Source organism: Streptomyces sp. NPDC056169, assembly GCF_042268445.1.
Classification (GTDB): Bacteria; Actinomycetota; Actinomycetes; order Streptomycetales; family Streptomycetaceae; genus Streptomyces.
This window is the reverse complement of the sequence record NZ_JBHJUO010000016.1, coordinates 225,769-240,639: the sequence shown is the minus strand read 5'-3', so window position 1 is coordinate 240,639 and position 14,871 is coordinate 225,769. Positions and strand designations below refer to the sequence as shown.

Here is a 14,871-nt window from a genome sequence, read left to right as displayed (position 1 = left end):
TCTTCCTCTTCCCGCGCCCTTTTCCCCCGCCGGGGGGGCCGCCGCCCCCCCCCCCGCCCGCCCCCCCCCCCGGGGGGGGGGGGGGGGGCCCCCCCCCCCCACCCCCCTCCGCGTTTCCCCCTCCGCGTTTCCCCCTCCGCGCCTCCCCTCCGCGTTACGTCGCGCGGCCGAAGACGCGGCCCGAGGCGTCCACGTGGGCCAGCCGCCGCATCGCCGCGAAGATCGCGTCGCCGAGGACCGTGCCGACGACGACGCTCTCCACGAGCTCCTCGCGCGCCACATGGTGCGCCACGTACTCCAGGTCGGCCCGCGCCACCTGCTCCGCCGCGTCCGCGTAGACGTCCAGGACCTCGGCGAAGCCGCCGTGGCCGACGTCTTCCAGTGCCGCGAGGGCCGTCGCCAGCGCCTCCCCCGCCGGGTTGTCCGGATAGGCACGCCAACCGCGCGCGGCGATCAGCTCCGCGACGCTCTTCCGCGCCTCCTCGATCCCGGCGTCCTGCTCGCGGTCGTAGCGCGGCACGATCCGGTTCGCCGCGGCGCCCAGCACCTTGTGCAACGGCCGCTCGGGGTCGTCGACCGCCACGATCACGTCACGGATCCCCGCGACCGACAGGCCGCCCACGTCGAGGAGCGCCCTGATCAGGCGCAGGCGCTGGACGTGCGTCTCCCCGTACGAGGCTTGGTTCGGGCTCGTCAGCTCACCTGCCGGCAGCAGCCCTTCCCGTACGTAGAACTTGATCGTCGGTACGGATACCCCGGTCCTGCGGCTCAATTCTCCGATGCGCACCGCGTGTTCACCTCTCCCGTCCTTCAACGGCCTTGCCGACCGACACCTCCATCATAGATAGTGGCGCTATCAGATAGCGGCGAGTGCCACTATCCATAATTCCCACGGGGGGATCCGTATGTCCTCACTCAGCAGGCCCTCTCCCAGCAGGCCCTCGCTCGGCACGTCCATGCTCCGGCCGCTCGCCCGGCTGCACCGACCGCTGGTCTGGTTCGCCGGCTCGATGGCCGTCCTCGCCCTCGTCTCCGCCGTCGGCCTGGTCGTCGACGACCGGATCCTGGTCGGCGTGCCGATCTGGACCAAGCCGCTCAAGTTCTCGATCGCGTTGATCGCCTACACGCTCTCGCTCGCCTGGATGCTCTCCCTGCTCGCCCCGCCCGCCCGCGCCCACCGCGTCGGCTGGTGGGCCGGAACCGTCGTCGCCGTCGCCTTGCTGATCGAGATGGTGTTCATCACCCTCCAGGCGGTCCGCGGCACCCAGAGCCACTTCAACCACGCGACGCCCTTCGACAACGCCGTGTTCCAGATCATGGGAGCCAGCATCGTCATCCTGTGGCTGAGTGCCCTGGTCATCGCGGTTCTCCTGCTGCGCGCCCGGATCCTCGACCGTGCCACGGCGTGGGCCGTCCGCCTCTCCTCGTTCCTCGCCCTCGCGGGCGCCGCCGTGGGCTTCCTGATGACGTCCCCGACCCCGGAACAGCTGGCGGTCGACGACTCCCCGATCACCGGCGCCCACAGCGTCGGGGTCCCGGACGGCGGCCCCTCGATGCCGCTGACCGGCTGGTCGACCACCGGCGGCGACCTGCGCATCCCTCACTTCTTCGGCATGCACGCGCTCCAGTTGCTCCCGCTGCTCCTGCTCGTCCTGGCCGCTCTCGCGCCGCGCGTCGCCCGGCTCGCCGACGAGCGGGTGAAGCTGCGGCTCACGCTCACGGCCGCGGGGGTGTACGCGGCGACCTTCGCCCTGCTGACCTGGCAGGCGCTGCGCGGCCAGGCCCTGTTCTCGCCCGACGGCGTGACGCTCGCCGCGGCGGGAGCGATCGTCCTGCTCGGCGCGGCCGCCACGGCGCTCTCCCTCCGCACCCCCGCCCCTGCCCCTGCCCGTACCGAGGAGGTCCCGGCGTGACCGGCTTCCTCTTCGAGCTGACGTTCCTCCTCGCGGCACCCGTCTGGTTCCTGATGATCGTCGCGCCGGCATGGCGGGTCACCGAGCGCGTCGCCGCCTCACCCCTGACCGTCCTCCCGCTCCTCGCGGTCTGGGCCGTCCTGGCCGCCCCCGTCCTGCCGGAGCTGTGGACGGCGGTCAGCAGCCCCGACCTCGACACGTTCCGCGAACTGACGGCCCTCGCGAACGGCGCCGCCGCGGTCTGGGCGCAGGTCATCGCCTGGGACCTGCTCCTCGGCCAGTGGATGTACCGCGAGGCCCGCCGCCTCGCCCTCTCCCCGTTCCTGATGGCCCCCTTGCTCCTCCTGACGATCCTCCTCTCCCCCGTCGCCCTCCCCCCGTTCCTGGCGCTGCGGGCCTGGAAGACACGGCGTGCGGACTAGGGCCCGTGGCGGCCCGAAGGATTCGGCTAGGTGCGGAGCATCTCCGTCATGGGCGACTGCGGCGGGATCAGGCCCGGCAGCAGCCAGGGCTGGAAGAGGCTCAGGACCGCGAGGACGAGGAAGGCGGCCCCGACGACCTGCGAGAAGACGGGGCCGAGCCGCCAGAGCTTCTCCACGAAGATCACCACGGCCACCGCGGCCATCGCCAGGACGTTCATGACGCCCAGCGGGACGAGCACGACCATCAGCCCCCAGCAGCAGCCCACGCAGTACGCCCCGTGGTGCGCCCCGACCCGCAGATCGCGGGCCCGGGGCCGGAAGCCCGCGTAGCGCACGAGCTGCCCCATCGGGCTCCGGCAGTGCCGCAGGCAGAGGTCCTTCCACGGGCCGAACTGGTACAGCCCGGCGACCAGGAAGGCCCCGGCGCCGATCCAGCGCCCGGCGCCCGGGTGCTCGTCCACCAGGGCGCCGGTCCCGGCGAGGAGCCCGTAGGCGATCAGACCGAAGGCCGTCCAGGCCAGCAGGTACCCGGCGGCGAACTGGGCGGTACGAGCCACCCGCACGACGCCCGTGGCCGACTGGCGCCCGATGGCCCGCGCCCAGGTGAGGGCGACCGGGGCCACCGACGGGAACATCATGGCGATCATCATGACCAGCCACAGCAGCAGGAACAGCGGGAGATCCATGCCCATGGTTCCCGGCTCGACCCCCATGTCACGGGCCTGGTCGACCACCAGCACCCAGGCGAGGACGGCGATCGACGCCATCACGGACCAGGCGAACGCGAGCTGCCGGGCCGACAGGAGATTCGCCGGACGCAGAGGCGGTGACAGGGCCTTCCGGTCGAGGCGCACACCTCCAGCACATCACGGCGGACCTGCACATGCGCGCGGGAACGTGTGTACGCGGCACACACCTCCTCCGGGCAACCCTTCCGGTGGGACAATCGGGATGAATACCTGTACGACCCGGGCGTGGGCCGGCGATGGTTCCCGGGGGCTCCGCCGTCCTCCCGAGACCGACGTCCCGGCACGGTCACGAGGAGGCAGGGAGATGTCCGAGACGACGGCGGCAGTTCCCCGGTGGCACGCGGCGGGCGACTGGTTCGACACCTGCAAGTGCAACGTGCCCTGCCCCTGCTCGTTCGCACAGCTGCCCACCTACGGAGACTGCGACGGCATCCTGGCCTGGCACATTCGCGAGGGCCGTTACGGTGACGTACGGCTGGACGGCCTGAACGTGCTGATGGTGGCCTCGTTCGTCGGCAACATCTGGGCCGAGCACACGGACGCGTACGCCGCGGTCTTCGTCGACGAGCGCGCCGACGACCCCCAGCGCGAGGCACTTCAGATGATCTTCGGCGGGCAGGCGGGCAGTTGGCCCGCCGAGATGGTGAGCATGATGGGCGCCGAAATGCGCGGCATGGAGTTCGCCCCCATCGAGATCGAGGTCGCCGACGACCTCGCGAACTGGCGGGCCGTGGTACCGGGCCGGGTCGAGGCGAGCGCGGTCGCGCTCACGGGACCCACGACCCCGGAGGGCGCGCGCGTCCAGTCGACCAACCTGCCGGGTGCCGAGACCGGACCGGGCCAGGTCGCGACCTGGGGCCGCTCGACGATGGACCACGCCGACGCCCACGGCTTCCTGTGGAGCCGCGAAGGCCGGTCCAGCAAGCACATCACCTTCGACTGGACCGGACCTGACTAGCCGGGTTCAGACGGTCCCCTTCCGGGCCGTCAGTTGGAAGAGGCGGGCCGTGTGGGGGTACGGGTGTCGTGCGGTGGTGGCGAGTTCCAGGCGCTCCAGGGCGTCGTAGTAGTCCTTGTCGTACTTGCGCGCGTCGTCGGTGATGTAGTCGCAGAAGCCGCGGATGCCGTAGTGCCGCACGTCCCGGCACCCGAGGTCCCGGAGGACCGGGGCGAGCTCCTCCGCCGTGTGGAGCGTCAGTTCCGAGTCGAACATCGCGGTCCGGAACGTGTCGCTGTCCAGTGCGGCCAGTGCCGCCGCGGGGTCCATCTCGCGGACGGCGATGTTCAGGGGAGCCGAGTGCCGGTTGACCGCCATCAGGGAGAACAGCCCGCCGTCCTTCAGCGGCGCGAGCGCCCCGGCCAGGGTGGCCGGCACGTCGTCCACGTACTGCAGGAGGTTGTGGCACAGCACCACGTCGAACTCCCCGGCCGCGAGGTCGGCCGGCAGGGCCGTCACATCGGCGCGGACGCAGGTCATCCGCGCCGACACCCCGGCCGCCGCCGCGCGTTCGGCCGCGGCGGCCAGCATGGCCGGTGCGTAGTCGACCAGCGTGACGCGGTGGCCACGGGCGGCGAGGCGCAGCGCGTCGCCGCCGTCGCCGCCCGCGAGGTCGAGGACCCGTAGGGGCCGTCCGCCCTCGGGAACGTCGGGGCCGTCGAGGTGCCGCAACAGGTTCGCCTCGGCGACCGTGTAGCGGATGCGGCCCCAGGGGGCCTCCTGCCACTCCTGCCAGGCGGCCATCGCGGTGTCGAACTTCTCGGGATCCTCAGGCATCCGGTGACGATAGCGGCACCCCGCCCCGGCCCCTTCGGAACGCCGGCCCAGGTACGTCGGCCCCGCTACGTCGGCTCCGGTACGTCAGCTCCGCGCGCGGACCGTGGCCAGGACCTCGCGGTCCGGCTGGAGCGTGAGGCTCGGGACCGGGCGTATGTCGTCGGTTGTGAGGTCCAGGTGATAGCGGCGGGCCAGGACGGCGAGCACCAGGACGGCCTCGACGAGGGCGAAGCGGGTGCCGAGGCAGACGCGGGGGCCGCCGCCGAAGGGGAACCAGGCGTACTCCGGGATGTGCTCGGCGGGTTCGCCGTCCTCCGTGGTGAGCCACCGCTCGGGGCGGAAGGCCTCGGCGTCGCCGTACCAGCGGGGGTCGCGCTGCGTGGCCCACTGGCTGGACCAGACGCGGGTGCCGGCGGGCACGGGCGTGCCGCCGAGCGTGGCGCCTTCCTTGGCGATGCCGGTGAGGAGCCAGATCGTCGGGTAGAGACGAAGGGTCTCCTTGACGACGGCCTGGGTGTAGGTGAGGGAGGCGTAGTCGTCGTAGCCGGGCTCGTGGTCGGCGAGGACCCGGTCGAGCTCCTCCGTGAGGGCCTCGCGGACCCGCGGGTTGCGGGAGAGCAGGTGCCAGGCCCAGACGAGGGTCGAACTGGTCGTCTCGTGGCCCCCGATGTAGAGGGTGACCGTCTCGTCCCGGATCTCCTGGTCGGAGAGGCGCGCGCCGGTCTCGTCCCGGGCGGCGAGGAGCCGGCTGAGGAGGTCCGGGCGCTCGGTGTCGCCGTCGCGGTGGCGGGAGACGACGCGGGAGACCTCGGCGTCGATGACGGCGGTGGCGCGCTTGATGCGGGCGCGCCCGGGCGTCGGGACCCAGTCGGGCAGGAGTGCTCCGATGCCGCTGAACTCGGCGCCGATCTCCTGCTGGGCGATGTCCATGGCCTTGCCGATGGCCTCGGCGTCTGCGGCGGTGTCGACGCCGAAGATGGTGCGGACGGCGACGAGTTGGGTGAGGGCGGCCATCTCCTTCTTGATGTCGATGTGCTGCCCGTCGGTCCACCGGTCGGCGAGTGCGACGGCGCATTCCGTCATGGTCGTCGCGTACGAGCGGACCTGCTTGGGGCGGACGGAGGGCTGGACGAGGGAGCGCTTGCGCCGCCAGTCGGCGCCCTTGGCGACGACGACCCCGTTGCCCAGGAGCGTGCGGAAGGCGATGCCGAGGTCGGGCTGGTCGAAGGTGCGCTCGACCTCGGTGAGGAGTTCGCCGATGGTGTCGGGGTGGGCGATGAAGAGGGCGGGGCCGCGGCCGAAGCGCCAGCGGACGAAGTCGCCGCGCTCCCGCAGCTGTTCGAAGAAGGCCAGGGGGTCTTTGCCGAAGGCGGGCAGGTTCCCGAGGAGGGGCACCCCTCGGGGGCCTTCGACGATGCCCGGTGTCGGCTGTGCCGCGTCACCGCGTGTCCCGGCGTCCGGACCGGCTTGCATGGTCATGCGCGTCCCCTCCCCAACTGGCCTTCCCCGTGTGCGAGTCCATGCAAGCGGAAGGGCCGACCCGGGCGCCACCCCTGTGGACGACGCCCTGTGGACAACCCTGCGCACAGGGGGCGGAACGCCCGGTGCCCGTGGCGTGATCGCCACGGGCACCGGCCTGAAGGGAACCGGAGTCGTCAGCCCACCGAGCTGTAGGCGACGACACCCCGCAGCAGCGACTCGACGGCCTTGCGGGCGTTCTTGGAGACCGTGCTGTTCTCCTTGGGCGCCGCGGCGGCGATCTGTCCGAGGACGTCGATGACCTGCTTGCACCAGCGGACGAAGTCACCGGCAGGCATCTCCGCCTCGCGGAGCACCTCGTCGAGGCTCTTGTCGGAGGCCCACTGGTAGGCGGCCCAGGCGAAGCCGAGGTCGGGCTCGCGCTGGCCGACGCCCTCCGCCTGGTTGATCTTGAACTCCTCCTCAAGGGCGTCGAGACGCCCCCAGATCCGGACCATCTCACCGAGCGCCGCCTTGGCGTTGCCCGTGGGCAGCTTCGGCGCGACGGCGTCGTCGGCCTGGCGCGACTCGAACACCAACGCCGAGACGCAGGCGGCGAGTTCGGCGGGCGTGAGGCCTTCCCAGACGCGGTCCCTGAGGCATTCGCTCGCGAGCAGGTCGAGCTCGCCGTAGAGCCTGGCCAGCCGCTTGCCGTTGTCGGTGACCTCGTCGCCCCGCAGGTAGTCGAGTTCCGTGAGGAGCGCGACGATCCGGTCGAAGGTCCGGGCGATCGTGTTGGTACGGCCCTCGATGCGCCGCTCCAGCTGGTGCGTGTCGCGCTGGAGGCGGTGGTAGCGCTCGGCCCAGCGGGCGTGGTCCTCGCGCTCGTCGCAGCCGTGGCAGGGATGGGCGCGGAGCTCCGTGCGCAGCCGGGCGATCTCGCGGTCGTCGGCGGCGGCGGAGCGCTGCTTGTGGTGCCGCTCGGGGTTGATGTGCCCGGCCTTGGTGCGCAGCGCGGTGGCGAGGTCCCTGCGGGACTGCGGGGAGCGGGGGTTGAAGGACTTGGGGATCCGCATGCGGTCGAGCGCCTCGACGGGGACCGGGAAGTCGATGGAGGCGAGCCTCTTCACCTGCCGCTCGGCGGTGAGGACGAGGGGCCGGGGCCCGTCGTGGTAATCGAAGCCGCGGTGGCCGTTGGTCCGTCCCGCGGGGATGCCCGGGTCGAGGACGAGGGCGAGGCCCGCGAACTTGCCGGTGGGGACGTGGATGACGTCGCCCGGCTTGAGCTTCTCCAGCGAGCCGGCGGCCTGGGCGCGCCGCTGTGCGGCGCCCTGCCGGGCCAGCTCCGTCTCGCGGTCCTTGAGGTCGCGGCGGAGCCGCGCGTACTCCTCGAAGTCGCCGAGGTGGCAGGTCATGCCCTCGCGGTAGCCCTCCAGGCCCTCCTCGTTCTTCTGTACCTGGCGCGAGATGCCCACGACGGAGCGGTCGGCCTGGAACTGGGCGAAGGAGGTTTCGAGGAGCTCGCGGGAGCGGTGGCGGCCGAACTGGTCGACGAGGTTGACCGCCATGTTGTACGAGGGCCGGAAGCTGGAGCGCAGCGGGTACGTCCGCGTGCCCGCGAGTCCGGCGAGGTGCCCGGGGTCGAAGCCGCGCTGCCAGAGGACCACGGCGTGGCCTTCGACGTCGATGCCGCGGCGGCCGGCGCGGCCGGTGAGCTGGGTGTACTCGCCGGGCGTGATGTCGGCGTGCTGCTCGCCGTTCCACTTGACGAGCTTTTCCAGGACGACGGACCGCGCGGGCATGTTGATGCCGAGGGCGAGGGTCTCGGTGGCGAAGACGGCCTTCACGAGGCCGCGGACGAAGAGCTCTTCGACGACCTCCTTGAAGGTGGGGAGCATGCCGGCGTGGTGGGCGGCGATGCCCCGCTCCAGCGCTTCGAGCCACTCGTAGTAGCCGAGGACGTGGAGGTCCTCGCTGGGGATGGAGGCGGTCCGCTCCTCGACGATCTCGCGGACGCGCTGACGTCCCTCTTCGTTGTTGAGGCGGAGTCCCGCGTAGAGGCACTGCTGGACGGCGGCCTCGCAGCCGGCACGGCTGAAGATGAAGGTGATGGCGGGCAGGAGCCCTTCGGCGTCGAGGCGCTCGATGACCTCGGGGCGGCCGGGGGTCCAGATGCGGGACCGCTGGCGGCGCTCGCGCTCGCGGTCGGCCTCGCGGATCATCTTGCCGCGGCGCCGGTCACGCGGGTTGTACGTCGAGTTCTCGGAGCGGGCGAGGCGGACGAGGTCGGGGTTGACCTCGCGGCGGGCGGAGCCGCGGCCGCCGTGGTCGGTCTCCTCCTCGAAGAGGTCGTACATCCGGCGTCCGGCCAGGACGTGCTGCCAGAGGGGGACGGGACGGCTCTCGGAGACGATGACCTCGGTGTCGCCGCGGACGGTGTCCAGCCAGTCGCCGAACTCCTCGGCGTTGGACACGGTCGCGGAGAGCGACACGAGCGTGACGGATTCGGGGAGGTGGATGATCACTTCCTCCCAGACGGCGCCACGGAAGCGGTCGGAGAGGTAGTGCACCTCGTCCATGACGACGTAGCCGAGGCCGGAGAGGGCCTGGGACCCCGCGTACAGCATGTTGCGGAGGACTTCGGTGGTCATGACGACGATCGGCGCGTCACCGTTGACACTGTTGTCGCCGGTGAGCAGGCCGACCTTGTCGGCGCCGTACCGCTTGACGAGGTCGGCGTACTTCTGGTTCGACAGCGCCTTGATGGGCGTCGTGTAGAAGCACTTGCGGCCCTCGCTGAGGGCGAGGTGGACGGCGAACTCGCCGACGATGGTCTTGCCGGATCCCGTCGGTGCGGCGACGAGCACGCCCTTGCCCGATTCGAGGGCCCGGCACGCCTCGATCTGGAAGGGGTCCAGATCGAATTCGTACATCTCGCGGAAGGGGGCCAGCGCGGTCCGCTGCTCGGCGTTTCGGGCGAGAGCGGCTGCGTACGCTTCGGCTGGTGTGAGGTCCTCTGTCATCTTGTTGTCGAGCCTACCCGCCGCCTCTGACAGTGACGCGATCTTTATCGGGGCAATGCTCCCGGGGCCACGGGAGGCGCCAGGACGCGCAGCGCGCCGGGCACGCACTCCACCGCGAGGGGCAGCGGACCGAGGGGCTCGCCGTCGGCGTAGCCCGTGATTCCGGGGGCGTCGAGCGTGAGGGACCGGACCCGGTACGTCGTGACCTTCGGGTGGTCGAGGTGGGTGCCGCGGTAGACGCGGGGGAACACCTTGATCAGGGTGGCGCGGGAACAGTCGCCGACGACGGTGACGTCGAGGAGTCCGTCGTCGGTACGGGCGTCGGCGCAGATCCGCATGCCGCCGCCGTAGGACGTGCCGTTGCCGACGGCGACCAGGGTCGCGTCCGTCTCGACGACCCGCCCGTCGTCGAGGGTCAGCCGGTAGGGGGCGGGCCGGAAGGCCGCGAGCTCGGCGAGGATGGCGAGGTCGTACTTGAAGCGTCCGGCGGGGATGCGCATGCGGTTGCCGCGGTCGTTGACGCGGGAGTCGAAGCCGGAGGCGAGGACGGTGCCGAACCAGCGGGTGGTGGTGGCCGCGGTGATCCGCCCGAGGTCCATCGCGTGCCCGCCGGTGTCCTTGAGGAGCTCGGCGGTGACGCGGGCGGCGGCGGCCGGGTCGCGGACCGGCAGGCCGAGGGTGCGGGCGAAGTCGTTCCCCGTGCCGACGGCGATGACCCCGAGGGGTGTTCGGGTCCCCGCGACCGCCTGCAGCGCGAGGGAGATCATGCCGTCGCCGCCGACGGCGACGAGGGCGCCGGTCCCGGTCTCGACGGCCTCGCGGGCGCGCCGCAGGGCGTCCTCGGCGTCGTGCCCGAGGAGGGTACGGACGGAGAATCCGGCGTCCCTGAGCGCCTGGGCGGCGGGTTGCGCGGCGTGGGCGCCGCGGCCGCGGCCGGCGGTGGGGTTGACGAAGAGAGTGATGTCGCTGGTCATGTGGGGGTCCCCCCGGACGGAGTCTGGGGGGACCCTACAAGATCAGGTGATGTCGTCGTAACCGTTGACCCGGTGGGCGGCGGAAGCCCCGGTCTCCCCCGGCCCGGTGGCCTGCTCGGGCAGGGCCCGCGTGGCGCCGACGGGTTCGATGGCGCCGACGGCCTCGGGGGTGAGGTCGAGTTCGGAGGCCTCGTCGTCGTCGAGAGCGGCGTCGGGGTTGTTGCGCTTGCGTCGCCGGTCGTTCAGGAGCGAGAAGCCGACGGCCCCGAAGTACAGGATCGTGATGGGTCCCGCGAGGGCGATCATGCCGACGGGGTCGGTGGTGGGGGTGATGACGGCGCCGAAGACGAAGACGCCCATGATCACGCCGCGCCACCAGCCGGCCATGCGGCGACCGGTGAGGACACCGGTCAGGTTGAGCATCACCAGGACGAGCGGGAGCTCGAAGGCGAGGCCGAAGACGAGCACCATGCGCAGGGTGAAGTCGAGGACGTCGCCGAGCGAGAGGAGGTTCGCCGAGCCGGCGGGCGTGAGGCTGATGAGCACCTTCACGCTGATGGGGAGGATCAGGTACGCGAGGTAGGCGCCGGCGGAGAACAGCGGCACGGCCGCGGCGACGAAGGCGTACGTGTACTTCTTCTCGCTCTTGTGCAGTCCGGGCGCGACGAAGGCCCACAGCTGGTAGAGCCAGACGGGGCTGGCGATGACGAGGCCCGCGGTCAGCGACAGCTGGATCGTCGTGCTGAAGGGGGCCATCAGCGAGCTGAAGACGACCTGCGCGCAGTTGCCGCCGTCACTGGTGACGCCCGGTGGGCACTTGGGCACCGGATCCGACAGGAACTGCATCAGCTCCTCGCTGTACACGAGGGCCACGATCGTCACCGCGGTGATGGCGAGGAGACCCTTCGCCAGGCGGTTGCGGAGTTCACGCAGGTGCTCCACGAGGGGCATCCGGCCCTCGGGATCCTTCTCCTGCTTGCGGGCAGACTTGGGCAACCCACGTCCTCATCTCGTGCGGCAGCCGCCGCACGGTGCGGCGGCCGCGGCGGACCGGGTCAGCGCTTGGTGGTGTCCGAAGGCTCGGTCACGGGACGCGAGCTGGTCACGTCGCCGGGAGCGGCCTGGATCGTGCGCGGCGCGGGCTGCGCGTCCTGCGCTCCGGTTCCGGCCTGCGGCGGGTCGGCGGGGGCGCTCTGCTGGTCGTCCGACTTCATCGCCTTGGCCTCGCTCTTGAGGATGCGAGCCGACTTGCCCAGCGAGCGGGCCATGTCAGGGAGCTTCTTGGCGCCGAACAGGAGAATGATGACGACGAGGATGAGAATGATCTCGGTGGGGCCGAGCCTACCCATAGCTGTTTACCTTCTTCACCGAGGCGACATGGAGTGCGGTGCCCGGCGGGTCGGACATGCGTCCGGCCACCGCGCTGCCTGCGATCGTAACCCGCAGGAGTAAACGTGAGGCAATGCCCTTGCATACTCCGGATTGCGTCCCACGAGCCCGGACCGAGGCCGCTTCGTGCAGCGTACGGCACCGACTCAGGGCAGTGTCTCGCCGGTTCGGGCCAGTCCCACGGCGGCCGTTTCGAGCTCTTCGGCGGCCTGGGTGATCCGTTCTGTGGTGCGGGCCACTTGACGGCCGAGGCGCTGGACCTCCAGGAAGACCTTGATGCCGAGGACGCCGAGGACGGCGATGCCGAGGAATCCGAGGGCGATGGCGAGCATGGGCCAGAACATGGGCAGAGCCTAGACCTTGAGCGGGTACGGGTCGGTCAGACGGTGGTGTGGAGGCGCAGCGTGCGGACGCCGCCGCCGGTGAGGAGCTCGACGATGCGCTCGCCCGCGGGCTTGCGGACGGAGCTGCCGCACTCGGGGCAGGTGAAGGAGTAGAAGGTGGTGCGCCGACTGGCCCCGATGGCGAGGCGCAGGGCGCTCGCGGAGAGTTCGAAGCGGGAGCGGCAGTCGGGGCAGGCCGCTTTGAAGAGGACCGGGGCCATCGTCGCCGCAAGACCGTGCATCACGGACATTTCCCTCATCTCTCTACGGCAACCGCTACGTCAACGCCTGCATCTACGACTACACCCCTACCAGCGCCCGCGAAGCGGAGAACGTCACACGCCCTCGTACGCGGCGAGTGCGGCGGTCGCCGCCTCCCGGGCACTGTCGGCGAGCTCGCGCGGCGCGACGATCCGCCCGTCGCTGCCCAGCCGGAGGGCGAGCCTCCGCAGCGAGGCGGGGTCCGGCGTCCGCAGGGTGATCCGCAGGCCGCCGTCGGGCAGCTCGTCCGCCCGGTCGTGCGGGTAGTACTCGGCGACCCACCGGCCGCCGGGACCGACCTCGACCACGACCTCGGGGTCGTCGGCGGAGGGCTGGACAAGACCCTCGGAGAGGTCGCGCAGCTCCAGCTCCGGCGGCGCGGCGTGCTCGTCGAGGAGCCGGATCTCCACGACCCGGTCGAGGCGGAAGGTGCGGCGCGCCTCGGAGAGCCGGCACCACGCCTCCATGTAGGTGTGGCCGACGGCGAAGAGCCGGATCGGGTCGACCTCGCGCTCGGTGAGCTCGTCGCGCGCGGGCGAGTAGTAGCGCACCCACAGCCGCCTGCGCTCGGAGATCGCCCGGTCGACCTCGGCGAAGACGCCGCCCTCGGACTCGAAGGTGACCGAGAGCCGGGAGCTGGCCCCGGCGGCCTCGCCGGCCGCGGCCTCCAGCTTGGCGGTGGCGCGGACCAGCGCGTCCCGGTCGCTCTCGCGGAGCCCCGGCAGGGTGGCGACGGCGCGGGCGGCGACCAGGAGGGCGGTCGCCTCGTCGGCGGCGAGCCGCAGCGGCTCCGCGACGTCGTCGGGGTTGTGCCACCAGATCCGGTCGCCGTCGGTGTCGATGTCGAGCAGATCGCCGCCGCGGAAGCTGGTGCCGCACATGGGCAGCACGTCCAGGTCGGAGATCAGCTCGTCCTCGGTGATGCCGAAGGCGCGCGCGACGTCGGCGACGTGGGCGCCGGGGCGCTCACGGAGATAGGTGACGAGGGACAGCATCCGCCTCGTCTGGTCGATCGCGTTGGCAGCCATGCGGTACGTCTCCCCCTCAGTCCTTGGCCACGGCGCGCAGCCGGTCCAGTACATCCGCCCGCAGGTCGGCGGGTTCCCTCACGACGACGTCCGGGCCGAACTCGACGAGCCAGGCGTCGAGCCCGTGCCCGTACGGGATCTCCAGCTCGTCCCAGCCGTCGTCGCCGACCTGTACGGACTGGGCGCGGGCCCGCAGCGGGTAGCCGCAGCCCGCGCGCAGCCGGATCCGGGCGGAGCGGGTCGCGGTCTCCCCCGCCCAGCTCTCGACGGTCTCGCGGACGGTGACGACGTCGGGCACGGGCGCGGTGAAGGCGCCGGCCCGGGAGCGGACCTTGCCGGTGATCCGGGAGAGGCGGAAGACGCGCTCGGCGCCCCGGTCGCGGTCCCAGCCCGCGAGGTACCAGTGGCCGCGCCAGCATTCGAGGGTCCAGGGCTCGACGTGGCGGGTCTCGGGGCGGGCGGCGTTGGCCTTGCGGTAGTCGAAGACGACGGGCCGGCGGTCGCGGCAGGCCAGCATGAGGGGCTCGAAGGCGGCCTCGTGGACCGGGATGCGGGGTTCGAGGGCGCTGGGCTGGACGTCGTACGAGTCCTCCGCCTCGGGCATGCCGGCGGCGCGCAGCTTCTGGAGGGCGCCGCTGGCGGCTCCCGCGAGCCGGGCCTGCTGCCAGACCCTGGCGGCGAGGCCGAGCGCGGCGGCCTCCTCGGCGTCGAGGGTGATGGGCGGCAGACGGTTGGAGTCGCGACGGGCGAGGTAGCCGGTCTCGCCCTCCAGGTTCTCGACGGTCTCGATGACGAGGCCCAGCTCGCGCAGGTCGTCCTTGTCACGCTCGAACATCCGGTTGAAGGCGTCGTCCCCGCTCGCTTCGAGGTAGGCCTCGATGGAGCCGCGGAGTTCGCGCTTGCTCAGCGGGCGGCGCGTCCCGAGCAGGCACAGCGCGAGATTCATCAGCCGCTCGGACTTGGCAATCGCCATCGACGCCCCGCACCCCTTTTACCGGATCCACTTGTCGGACGTCCGACCGTACCGCCCCGGAGTCTCGGGACAAAAGCCGAGGGCCCCCGCCACGGATGGCGGGGGCCCTCGGAGGCCGTCATCGGCCGGACATGACCGGTCAGACGCCCATCAGGTCGCAGACGAAGATCAGCGTCTCGCCCGGAGCGATCTTGGCACCGGCACCACGGTCGCCGTAGGCGAGGTGCGCGGGAATGATCAGCTCGCGACGGCCGCCGACCTTCATGCCCTGGACACCCTGGTCCCAGCCCGAGATGACCTGGCCGACACCGAGCCGGAACTGAAGCGGCTCGCCGCGGTTCCAGGAGGAGTCGAACTCCTCACCGGTGGAGAAGGCGACGCCCACGTAGTGGACGGAGACGGTGGCGCCGGCCTTGGCCTCGGCGCCGTCGCCCTCCCAGATGTCCCTGATCTTCAGGTCCGCCGGCGGCTCGCCGCCCGGGAAGTCGACCTCGGGCTTCTCGATGCTCACTGAACTGCTCCTC

16 protein-coding genes are annotated in these 14,871 nt (G+C 71.7%); 3 read left to right on the top strand and 13 right to left on the bottom strand.

Going from position 1 to position 14,871, the window contains the following annotated elements:
• Nucleotides 1–154: 154 nt before the first annotated feature.
• Nucleotides 155–787, bottom strand: coding sequence for a MerR family transcriptional regulator (locus ACFC0G_RS27080; RefSeq protein ID WP_376407609.1), 633 nt, complete (start codon nucleotides 785–787; stop codon nucleotides 155–157).
• Nucleotides 788–1,010: 223 nt separating this feature from the next.
• On the opposite strand from ACFC0G_RS27080, the gene ACFC0G_RS27075 reads away from it, so the two are divergent.
• Both ACFC0G_RS27075 and ACFC0G_RS27070 read left to right on the top strand, forming a co-directional pair.
• Entirely contained in the window at nucleotides 1,011–1,913 is a 903-nt protein-coding gene (locus ACFC0G_RS27075) for a hypothetical protein (protein ID WP_376407631.1), read from the top strand.
• Nucleotides 1,910–2,335, top strand: a complete 426-nt coding sequence (locus ACFC0G_RS27070) for an ABA4-like family protein (RefSeq protein ID WP_376407607.1) — start codon at nucleotides 1,910–1,912, stop codon at nucleotides 2,333–2,335. Before ACFC0G_RS27075 ends, ACFC0G_RS27070 begins: the two co-directional genes overlap by 4 nt.
• 26 nt (nucleotides 2,336–2,361) lie before the next feature.
• On the opposite strand, the gene ACFC0G_RS27065 is transcribed toward ACFC0G_RS27070, so the two are convergent.
• A complete protein-coding gene (locus ACFC0G_RS27065) occupies nucleotides 2,362–3,189 on the bottom strand; it encodes a DUF2182 domain-containing protein (protein WP_376407605.1) in 828 nt (275 codons plus the stop codon).
• Nucleotides 3,190–3,388: 199 nt separating this feature from the next.
• Here ACFC0G_RS27065 and ACFC0G_RS27060 point away from each other — a divergent pair, with 199 nt between their 5' ends.
• On the top strand, nucleotides 3,389–4,042 hold the full coding sequence (locus ACFC0G_RS27060; RefSeq protein WP_376407603.1) for a DUF1326 domain-containing protein: 654 nt from the start codon (nucleotides 3,389–3,391) through the stop codon (nucleotides 4,040–4,042).
• Nucleotides 4,043–4,048: 6 nt separating this feature from the next.
• Here the strand turns inward: ACFC0G_RS27060 and ACFC0G_RS27055 are convergent, their stop codons facing one another.
• From ACFC0G_RS27055 to ACFC0G_RS27005, 11 genes are all read right to left on the bottom strand, one after another.
• Nucleotides 4,049–4,858 carry a class I SAM-dependent methyltransferase gene (locus tag ACFC0G_RS27055; RefSeq protein WP_376407601.1) on the bottom strand — a complete coding sequence of 270 codons (810 nt, stop codon included), beginning with the start codon at nucleotides 4,856–4,858 and terminating at the stop codon, nucleotides 4,049–4,051.
• A gap of 84 nt (nucleotides 4,859–4,942) precedes the next feature.
• Complete coding sequence (locus ACFC0G_RS27050) at nucleotides 4,943–6,337, bottom strand: cytochrome P450 (RefSeq protein ID WP_376407599.1); 1,395 nt, start codon at nucleotides 6,335–6,337, stop codon at nucleotides 4,943–4,945.
• A gap of 176 nt (nucleotides 6,338–6,513) precedes the next feature.
• On the bottom strand, nucleotides 6,514–9,339 hold the full coding sequence (locus tag ACFC0G_RS27045; protein ID WP_376407597.1) for a DEAD/DEAH box helicase: 2,826 nt from the start codon (nucleotides 9,337–9,339) through the stop codon (nucleotides 6,514–6,516).
• A 44-nt stretch (nucleotides 9,340–9,383) separates the two neighbouring features.
• Nucleotides 9,384–10,313 carry a diacylglycerol kinase gene (locus ACFC0G_RS27040; RefSeq protein WP_376407595.1) on the bottom strand — a complete coding sequence of 310 codons (930 nt, stop codon included), beginning with the start codon at nucleotides 10,311–10,313 and terminating at the stop codon, nucleotides 9,384–9,386.
• 42 nt (nucleotides 10,314–10,355) lie between these two features.
• Nucleotides 10,356–11,264, bottom strand: a complete 909-nt coding sequence (tatC, locus tag ACFC0G_RS27035; protein WP_376407629.1) for a twin-arginine translocase subunit TatC — start codon at nucleotides 11,262–11,264, stop codon at nucleotides 10,356–10,358.
• Nucleotides 11,265–11,368: 104 nt separating this feature from the next.
• Entirely contained in the window at nucleotides 11,369–11,662 is a 294-nt protein-coding gene (gene tatA / locus ACFC0G_RS27030) for a Sec-independent protein translocase subunit TatA (protein WP_376407593.1), read from the bottom strand.
• A 186-nt stretch (nucleotides 11,663–11,848) separates the two neighbouring features.
• A complete protein-coding gene (locus tag ACFC0G_RS27025) occupies nucleotides 11,849–12,046 on the bottom strand; it encodes a hypothetical protein (protein WP_376407591.1) in 198 nt (65 codons plus the stop codon).
• 35 nt (nucleotides 12,047–12,081) lie between these two features.
• Entirely contained in the window at nucleotides 12,082–12,345 is a 264-nt protein-coding gene (locus tag ACFC0G_RS27020; RefSeq protein ID WP_056650226.1) for a hypothetical protein, read from the bottom strand.
• Between the two features lie 75 nt (nucleotides 12,346–12,420).
• The gene (locus ACFC0G_RS27015; RefSeq protein WP_376407589.1) at nucleotides 12,421–13,374 is read right to left on the bottom strand and encodes a helix-turn-helix transcriptional regulator; all 954 of its coding nucleotides are present in this window, start codon (nucleotides 13,372–13,374) and stop codon (nucleotides 12,421–12,423) included.
• Nucleotides 13,375–13,390: 16 nt separating this feature from the next.
• The gene (locus ACFC0G_RS27010) at nucleotides 13,391–14,347 is read right to left on the bottom strand and encodes a helix-turn-helix transcriptional regulator (RefSeq protein ID WP_376407587.1); all 957 of its coding nucleotides are present in this window, start codon (nucleotides 14,345–14,347) and stop codon (nucleotides 13,391–13,393) included.
• A 139-nt stretch (nucleotides 14,348–14,486) separates the two neighbouring features.
• A complete protein-coding gene (locus tag ACFC0G_RS27005) occupies nucleotides 14,487–14,858 on the bottom strand; it encodes an FKBP-type peptidyl-prolyl cis-trans isomerase (RefSeq protein ID WP_376407585.1) in 372 nt (123 codons plus the stop codon).
• Between the last annotated feature and the right edge of the window lie 13 nt (nucleotides 14,859–14,871).

Bases quoted from the DNA above. Each gene is read 5' to 3' on its own strand.
- ACFC0G_RS27075 (WP_376407631.1), top strand. From the start codon at position 1,011: ATGGCCGTCCTCGCCCTCGTCTCCGCCGTCGGCCTGGTCGTCGACGAC.
- ACFC0G_RS27060 (WP_376407603.1), top strand. From the start codon at position 3,389: ATGTCCGAGACGACGGCGGCAGTTCCCCGGTGGCACGCGGCGGGCGAC.
- ACFC0G_RS27055 (WP_376407601.1), bottom strand. From the start codon at position 4,858: ATGCCTGAGGATCCCGAGAAGTTCGACACCGCGATGGCCGCCTGGCAG.
- ACFC0G_RS27050 (WP_376407599.1), bottom strand. From the start codon at position 6,337: ATGACCATGCAAGCCGGTCCGGACGCCGGGACACGCGGTGACGCGGCA.
- ACFC0G_RS27045 (WP_376407597.1), bottom strand. From the start codon at position 9,339: ATGACAGAGGACCTCACACCAGCCGAAGCGTACGCAGCCGCTCTCGCC.
- ACFC0G_RS27040 (WP_376407595.1), bottom strand. From the start codon at position 10,313: ATGACCAGCGACATCACTCTCTTCGTCAACCCCACCGCCGGCCGCGGC.
- tatC (WP_376407629.1), bottom strand. From the start codon at position 11,264: ATGCCCCTCGTGGAGCACCTGCGTGAACTCCGCAACCGCCTGGCGAAG.
- tatA (WP_376407593.1), bottom strand. From the start codon at position 11,662: ATGGGTAGGCTCGGCCCCACCGAGATCATTCTCATCCTCGTCGTCATC.
- ACFC0G_RS27025 (WP_376407591.1), bottom strand. From the start codon at position 12,046: ATGTTCTGGCCCATGCTCGCCATCGCCCTCGGATTCCTCGGCATCGCC.
- ACFC0G_RS27020 (WP_056650226.1), bottom strand. From the start codon at position 12,345: ATGAGGGAAATGTCCGTGATGCACGGTCTTGCGGCGACGATGGCCCCG.
- ACFC0G_RS27015 (WP_376407589.1), bottom strand. From the start codon at position 13,374: ATGGCTGCCAACGCGATCGACCAGACGAGGCGGATGCTGTCCCTCGTC.
- ACFC0G_RS27010 (WP_376407587.1), bottom strand. From the start codon at position 14,347: ATGGCGATTGCCAAGTCCGAGCGGCTGATGAATCTCGCGCTGTGCCTG.